This is a genomic window from Bartonella sp. AP57NXGY, from assembly GCF_042195805.1.
Taxonomy (GTDB): domain Bacteria; phylum Pseudomonadota; class Alphaproteobacteria; order Rhizobiales; family Rhizobiaceae; genus Bartonella.
The window spans coordinates 1-8,205 of sequence record NZ_JBHIOZ010000039.1 but is presented as its reverse complement, the minus strand read 5'-3'; the positions used below and the strand labels follow the sequence as shown (position 1 = coordinate 8,205).

Below are 8,205 nucleotides of genomic sequence, written 5' to 3'. Positions count from 1 at the left end.
AATCTAGATATTGGAAGGTTTTTCTTCCACAACAGCAACAATAAGCCATTGAGCTGTAAGAGCTGGTTTTTTTAACTTTTCAATTTCCACCGTAACCCCATAATGGAAAACCACTCGACCAGAAGGACGAATTTCTGCGTCGTCTAACACAAAACGCGCACGTATCCGTACCCCTGTTTTCACAGGACTCATGAAGCGTACTTTATCGAAACCATAATTAATCCCCATTGTGCTCCCTTCTAACTCTGGAAGAGCTTCATAAGCGAGCGTAGACAAAAGCGATAATGTTAAAAAACCATGAGCAATCGTGCCGCCAAAAGGTGTCTTTTTAGCCTTTTCCTCATCAACGTGTATCCATTGATGATCATCTGTAGCACATGCAAACTGATTAATCATATCCTGTGTAACAAGACGCCACTCCGATAATCCCACTTCTTTCCCAATAAAACTGGTAACATCTTGTACTGTTATTTTTTGCTGCATAACGCTATTCCTATTTTATTTGATAAAAGAAACCACCCCTCTTGCTTTTATAAAATCCATTGATTAGAGCATCAAGAATAAAAGATTAATTGTCTTAAAAACAAATGCACCTTATGAATGAGAAAAGTTCTTTAGCAGAGTAGTTTTCAAATAGGAAAAAAGAATGGCAAGCAATGTGAACCTAACAGGTTTAGCGCATGATTTGAAACAACGTGCAGAAAACCATCCCCCTATCCGTATTGGACTGATTGGTTGTGGTGAAATGGGCACAGATTTATTATCAAGTATTGCGCATATGGATGGTATAACAGTCGCTGCTGTAGCCACGAGGACACCGTCACGTATTTTTGATGCCGCTACACTAGCCTATGGCGAAGATGGACATGTCTGTGAAGTTGAAAATACTTATGCTCTCACCCAAAGCATTGAAAAGGGTTTGATTGCAGCAACAGATGATATTAACCTTGTTTTGCGCCATGAACAAATTGATATTATCGTTGATGCAACAGGCTATCCCGAAGCAGGAGCAGAGATTGGTATCAAAGCGCTTGAGAATAACAAACATCTTGTCATGATGAATGTTGAAGCAGATGTTACAATTGGCGCTTATCTCAAACATGAAGCAGAAAAACGAGGGCTCATTTATACACTTGGTGCCGGCGATGAACCTACTTCTTGTATGGAACTCATAGAATTTGTTTCAGCCCTTGGACATAAGATTGTTGCAACGGGTAAAGGAAAAAATAATCCTCTGCGCTTTGATGCTACACCTGACGCTTACGAAGAAGAAGCATTCCGGCGTAATATGAATGTGCGCATGTTGGTTGAATTTATTGATGGTTCCAAAACGATGGTTGAAATGGCAGCCATTGCCAATGCCACCGGACTTCTCCCCGATTGCCCAGGAATGCATGGACCACGAGCAGCGCTACAAGATTTAAACAAAGTGCTTATTCCAAAACAAGATGGGGGCATTTTACAACAATATGGTGTTGTAGATTATTCAATAGGTCCAGGTGTTTCACCTGGTGTCTTTGTCATTGCCGAAATAGCACACCCGCGTTTACGCGAACGTATGGAAGATTTAAAAATTGGTCAGGGGCCTTACTTCACCTTTCATCGCCCCTATCATTTAACAGCAATGGAAGTTCCCCTCACCTGCGCACGTATTATGCTTTATGGCAAAAAAGATATGGTTCCTCTTAGCCATCCCGTAGTAGAAGTCTGTGCTGTTGCTAAAAAAGATTTACATCCAGGTGATCAGCTAGACTTTATCGGTCTTTATACTTATCGTGCTTGGATAATGAACATTGCAGAAGCACGCGCTCACCACGCCATTCCTTGTGGTCTTTTGGAAAAAGCAACAGTAACCGCTGAAATTAAAAAAAATGAACTCATTACAGTGCATAATACTGCTATTCGTGAAGATCAATGGATTGCACGTCTTCGTGCTAAACAAGACCTTTTACTTCATTGCCCTTCTTCCGCTAAGCTATAAGTACTCCTGAATTACCTTACTTAACAGCATCTTTCCCTTACACAACAGAACAACCCAGAATACACTTCTATCAAAAATTCAGGCTTCTGTTTTAATAAAAGCATTTTCCAACGACGCACATCCCCACTTCGCTCTCACAATATGTCCCGTAAATGCGACAGTATAAACCACCCCATGAGATGGCATAAGATTCATTGTGTATCACTATCTTTACTCTATGAAGATACAAACCAGCACCATCATTTATTTTCCAATACTACAACAGTCCTTGAACCTTAGAGATAATTAATGAGAAGAATTTTTAGTCTTTTTTTTAATAATTTTATCCATACACGAACGCAACTTGTTATACGTAAAAAATACTTCTGATGGATTTAACATAAACAAATTTAAAATGATAAATAATAATTTCTCATTTTTCTTATTGCATGAGAGCCATGGATATAGGGATATTTTTTATTTTATCCCCTTATGAAAGATAAAAAAATTTAAAAAGGATAAAATATACCTTTGACGAATAATCTTCATATGAGAAAAGGTAGACAATATTAAAAGACTGATAAAGATAGTAAGTATACTAGCCTTATTACTAGAAAATAATCATAAACTGTAAAAAAAAATCAGGTTACGCTAATTTGTAAAAAACAACATAAATGTAGGATCTTGAACTTTAATAATGTTAATAAAAGCTACATTTAGTATTAAGATTAGTGATTTTATTATCTAGTATAGTATAAATAATAAAATATTTATTTTTTAAAAATAATGAAGTGAACAAAAAAATCCTCGACTCTGTCGATGAGCTTCCTACTAAAGTGTACTAAATATTGCAAAAAGAGTTACAACAGTACCTAATACATCCCCAATACATAAAGAAGCAAGAAGTGATAAAATACTTATTCCCCCCCAAAAGGCTGAACCTGAAAAGGCAGCAGCTTTTTCAGGTTTCCCTAACGCAATAACATCTTGTTCCTCAACGCCTTGAATAACAACTCTATCCACAGCTTTAATAGCTACATTTTTTTCTAGTGTAGGAATAGTAATTGCCATTCTCTCTTGAACTTTATTTTTTACAAAACTTGCATTTCCCTCTATAGTTTGTATAAAAAAAAGAATAAATAGTGTAAAAGTAAATGAACATACACGATTTTTAAATATTTTAAACATAGCTTTCTTTGCTCCTCTTTTTCTTCACTGAAAAAATGAAAGAATATTCACATATATAAAAACCAAAAATTATATTTAATCATTTATATAATTGCACATAATAAAATATTATATGTAATTTTGTTATTATAATATAACACATTATGTATTACATGTAAAGATAAAAAACAATAAATGATAAAAATAATTTATTCCTTTTACGCCATAATAACTCAAGATACCAACAGTAATATTTTGTCATTTTTATTGCTATAATTAAAAATAATAATAATTTATTAAATTTCTTATTATAAGAAATATTACGAAACAAATTCATTTAAAAAATTATATAATAGAGCTTTTATAAATAATTTAAAATGTAATTAATTTTAAAGAACTATAAAATTTAAAACTGCCAATATAATGATATATGATTGTCTATTATTTCAATAAATATAAAAATGAAATTGGTATCAAATAAAAACTTGATCTAAAACAAATCTATCCTAATAAAACAAATTTAAATAGTGTACTATTTTTCTATAAAACAGGTATAAAGTGTAAAAAAACAATTAAGATCTCTATCTTCAAATGGAAGAGACGTTAATAAAATGATTCTCAACTTTTACTGATATATAAAAAGAAAAAATACTGCATAGCATCTTAAAAAAGGTAATTCAGCCCCCTTTATCCCATACAGCATAAAGAACACAAAATATTGACTTTCAAACCTAATAAAACAAACGCATAAAATAAGTAAATCTATCAGATTTACAAAAAAATTATAAGCAATACTAGAACACCAACAAACTACCTAAAACCAGATAAAAAGAGAGTCATGAAAAATGAGATGATCCCCAAAATACTGAAAAAACTTTCTTGCTTAATTTTCATAAAAGTTATTCCATATTTTTCGTCAATATTGTAGAGCGCAGCCTTATTTATATTTACTCTGTATTAGTAAAAAATAATTCTCTTTGAAATAAATTTTTGGCGATATTCACATAACTGTCTGCTATTTGTGAAAAATGAATAATAATAAAGAATTAATCAAATGCTTGAAAGAAAAGGAGTAGAGAAACTTACTAAAAAATTGCATTTTTAAAATACCAACTTAAGTAGCGCATTGAAAAAATAACGCCATGAAAACTGATATTGAATGATAAATTCATCAACCGATCACTTTAATCGCAAAATATTAATCTATAATAATAATTTATTGTTTTGCATGTTGAATGAGAAAGCTGACGATTATAAAACTCTCTTAATTTTAACTCTGTTTATATTGAATCAATCAAAATTCTTCACTTGCAAATCACAAACGAGATCGGTGTGTGTGTGTAAACACACTTGAAGAAAGGAAAATATCACTTATGAGGTATTTTAACTAACAAGCGCTGTTAACACAGTATTGAAAACTAGCAAAGTGAATGATGGTGCCCATTTTTACTTTAAAAGTGTAAATATGGTGGAAAACAATAGATTTTATATTATAAAACTTTACCGTTATACTATTCACGGGCGCCGTTGCAAAATAGGCTTGGATACCTTGAGAAATGTTTCTTTAAAACAAAAGCGTCAATGTGCAACACAATGGCGTTCTGTTTATTATGTATCCAACGGTGTTTCTTGTATCCAACGGTGTTTCTTACTGAATCATCTTATAAACTGCTCTATGAGATTACAAATTCATCTTAGTGAATTCTTCCCTTTATATTTATTTTTTCTCATGAACACTAAAATCTGTTAAGACACTATCCAAAGTAAAATCAATCAACAAATATTTCCATTCTTTTGTAATATACAGATAATTGAATAGAGTTCCTGATTGCAACAAAAGTCTGTAATATTGCAATAGTAGAAATACTTTGATCATCCTCTCTCAATAATAAAAGAATAATATGTAATTTACAGAAAAAATTATATATTTAATATATACTTATTAAAAGTGAGAATATAAATCAGAAATACTTATAAAAGACAACTATCTTGAGAAAGATTGCCTAATATTACAGAAAAATTGCGGTGGCTTTGCTCAATAAAAGCTTCTCTATTTTTAACAAAGCTCTCATTTTTATGCATCCATATGTGATGTAAAAAGATGCCTATTTGCGTTTCTCTTATAGATAGATTAAATAGTGACAGCACCTTTGATCATTTTGTCTCTTTTGACTTCTCTTTTGGGCATTAATTTATGGTATCTAACCCACCTTTTCTCGCTCTTTTACCTTTGGGTGCACATGAATATCACGGAGAGCACCTTCCTTTCGAAACCGACTGGATTATTGCTGAAGCTTTTGCAAAAGCCCTCACTTTACAAACAAAAGAGCAGTTTCATATCGCACTTTTACCGGTTGAAAAGATTGGCTATTCTATAGAACATATGGATGTTACAGGCACGCAAACCCTTACCTTTTCTGATGCGATTAAGCGATGGATAAAGATTGGTGAAAACTGTTATCACAAAGGGATCAACCGTCTTCTTCTTCTCAATTCTCACGGAGGAAATTCACCTTTAATGAGCATCGTTATCACCGAATTACGAAGGCGCCTTTCGATGCTCGCTGTAGCAACAAGCTGGAGCCGTTTTGGTTTACCACAAGGTCTCATGGAGCCATCTCAACAACATCTTGATATCCATGGAGGCTTTATCGAAACCTCTCTCATGCTCTATTTAGCACCAGAAAAAGTCCATATGGAAAAGGCAGAAAATTTTCATAATAAACAAGCGGATATGATTGCCAATTATCGGTATTTACGTGCTTATGGTCCTCATGCCTTTGGTTGGACAATGAAAGATCTAAATACGCAAGGTGCGGCAGGAAATGCAAGCAAAGCAACACCACAAGCCGGTGAAGCAATCTTTTCTCATGTTCTGTCTCAGCTTCGTGATTTACTTGATGATATCAATCGATTTAACATAAACACATGGCAATAAAGAACAATAAAAGGTCTCTCCATGGAAACGATACACCCCAAAAAACTTCCCGTTACGGTTCTCACAGGCTATCTTGGTGCTGGAAAAACCACCCTTCTCAACCGCATTCTCAGTGAAAATCATGGCAAACGTTATGCCGTCATTGTCAATGAATTTGGTGAAATTGGTATTGATAATGACCTGATCATTGAATCAGACGAAGAAATTTATGAAATGAATAATGGCTGTGTTTGCTGCACCGTACGTGGTGATCTCATTCGCATTCTAGAAAGTCTGATGCAACGTTCTCATCGATTTGATGCGATCATTATAGAAACGACAGGGCTTGCTGATCCCGTTCCCGTAGCACAGACCTTTTTCATGGATGATACTATCCATGAAAAAACAGCTCTCGACAGTGTCATAGCGGTCGTTGATGCAAAGCATTTTCCCTCTCAATTAAAAACAAGTCGTGAAGCTGAAGACCAAATTGCCTTCGCGGATATTATTCTTTTAAATAAGATTGATCTTGTCACCCAACAAGAACGCAGCCATGCTGAATCCCTTATTCTGGCCATTAATCCCAGAGCCATAATTTACGTAACAGAGCGCGTTAACATCCCTGTTGATAAACTCCTCGATCGTAGTTCCTTTGATCTCCAACGCACTTTAGATAATGATCCCCATTTTCTTGACCATCATCACGCAGATCATGTATGTGGTCCCGATTGTAATCATGATCATGACCATCATCACGCATCCACCATTCATGATATTACCATCACTTCTGTAAGTTTAAAAACAGATGCTCTGCAACCAGAAAAGTTTTTCCCTTGGATCCAGCAGGTTACACAGCAACAAGGACCTGATATCTTGCGTCTTAAAGGCATTATCGCCTTTCAAGGAGACGATGATCGTTACGTCATTCAAGGGATACATATGCTTCTTGAAGGACAACATCAACGCCCATGGCGTGAAGATGAAAAACGAGAAAGCCGCCTTGTCTTTATAGGACGCTCTCTTGATGCTGAAAAATTAAAAACTGGTTTTGAAAATTGCGCATAAGTGAGTGATAATGCCAAACATTACCCATTATGATCTCAAAAGTTACTGCCTTTCCTGCGGTTTTATAGGCAATAAACCAGCCTTTGTTTCCGTAGAAGGTCTCATTGTTTTTTTTAATCCAACCCCACAAATCGTTGAAGTGCACCAAGGAATAATTTCAAGCCATTTTTCCCATGACAATACCGCGATCATCACCGGTGGAGAAGATGGAAAAGTCTGTCAAACAACCGCAGCAGATCACACGGAAGTGTTAAGCCAAAAAGAACGCAAATGGATAAACAACGTTGCTTTTGGTCCACAAAAAGCTTTTGCTTTTTCCTCCTCACGCCTCGCATTTGCGCATATTGGAAAAGAACGACAAGAGCTCACACATGAACGCAGTGTAGAAGGCCTTGCTTTTGCCCCAAAAGGTTTGCGACTTGCCGTTGCCCATTACAATGGAGTCACTCTTCATTGGTTATCAACGCAAATATCTCCCACCACATTGGTATGGAAAGGAGCTCATTGTGGTGTCACCTTTTCACCAGACAACCGCTATGTCATTTCCACCATGCAAGAAAACGCCTTACACGGCTGGCGTCTCACTGATAATCAGCACCTCCGCATGAGTGGCTACCCAAGCAAAGTCAAAAGCTGGTCTTGGAGTGCAAAAGGAAAATGGCTAGCAACATCAGGTGCCTCTGCCGCAATTGTTTGGCCCTTTCATACAAAAGATGGCCCCATGGGAAAAACACCTCTAGAACTAGGCACACGAGCAAATGCACTTGTTAGCACCGTTTCATGCCACCCAAACAAAGAAATTGTAGCAATAGGCTTCAATGATGGAATGATTTTAGCGGCACAATTCCATGATGGAAAAGAAGTCCTTCTAAAAGGTTATGGGAAAAGTGCTATCTCAGCACTTAATTGGGATCAAGCAGGGCAAAACCTCTCCTTCGGTAGCGAAAATGGTGAATGTGGTATAATCAAGATCACTGATTAAATTAAGCACCCAAAAGCGCAATCATCGCCGATAAAGAATGCCCACACAATCCTCCAGAAATCTTATCCCCTTGCATCTCCAGAGCTCTCAGAAATCCTATCTCCCTAATCTCCC

The 8,205-nt window shown here is 35.7% G+C and carries 6 protein-coding genes; 4 read left to right on the top strand and 2 right to left on the bottom strand.

Annotated features, from left to right (window positions below):
* Positions 1-3: 3 nt before the first annotated feature.
* Entirely contained in the window at positions 4-483 is a 480-nt protein-coding gene (locus ACFIL8_RS05455; protein ID WP_375612287.1) for a MaoC family dehydratase, read from the bottom strand.
* Between the two features lie 163 nt (positions 484-646).
* Here ACFIL8_RS05455 and ACFIL8_RS05450 point away from each other — a divergent pair, with 163 nt between their 5' ends.
* Positions 647-1,981: an NAD(P)H-dependent oxidoreductase gene (locus ACFIL8_RS05450; protein ID WP_375638764.1), complete on the top strand. Its 1,335-nt coding sequence runs from the start codon at positions 647-649 to the stop codon at positions 1,979-1,981.
* 810 nt (positions 1,982-2,791) lie between these two features.
* Here ACFIL8_RS05450 and ACFIL8_RS05445 read toward each other — a convergent pair.
* On the bottom strand, positions 2,792-3,148 hold the full coding sequence (locus ACFIL8_RS05445; protein WP_375612285.1) for a hypothetical protein: 357 nt from the start codon (positions 3,146-3,148) through the stop codon (positions 2,792-2,794).
* 2,173 nt (positions 3,149-5,321) lie between these two features.
* On the opposite strand from ACFIL8_RS05445, the gene ACFIL8_RS05440 reads away from it, so the two are divergent.
* Genes ACFIL8_RS05440 through ACFIL8_RS05430 form a run of 3 tightly spaced genes read left to right on the top strand, consistent with a single transcriptional unit; the run spans position 5,322 to position 8,091 of the window.
* Positions 5,322-6,065 carry a creatininase family protein gene (locus ACFIL8_RS05440; protein WP_375689075.1) on the top strand — a complete coding sequence of 248 codons (744 nt, stop codon included), beginning with the start codon at positions 5,322-5,324 and terminating at the stop codon, positions 6,063-6,065.
* A 21-nt stretch (positions 6,066-6,086) separates the two neighbouring features.
* On the top strand, positions 6,087-7,109 hold the full coding sequence (locus ACFIL8_RS05435) for a CobW family GTP-binding protein (protein WP_375689073.1): 1,023 nt from the start codon (positions 6,087-6,089) through the stop codon (positions 7,107-7,109).
* A gap of 10 nt (positions 7,110-7,119) precedes the next feature.
* Complete coding sequence (locus tag ACFIL8_RS05430) at positions 7,120-8,091, top strand: WD40 repeat domain-containing protein (protein ID WP_375612282.1); 972 nt, start codon at positions 7,120-7,122, stop codon at positions 8,089-8,091.
* Positions 8,092-8,205 lie beyond the last annotated feature (114 nt).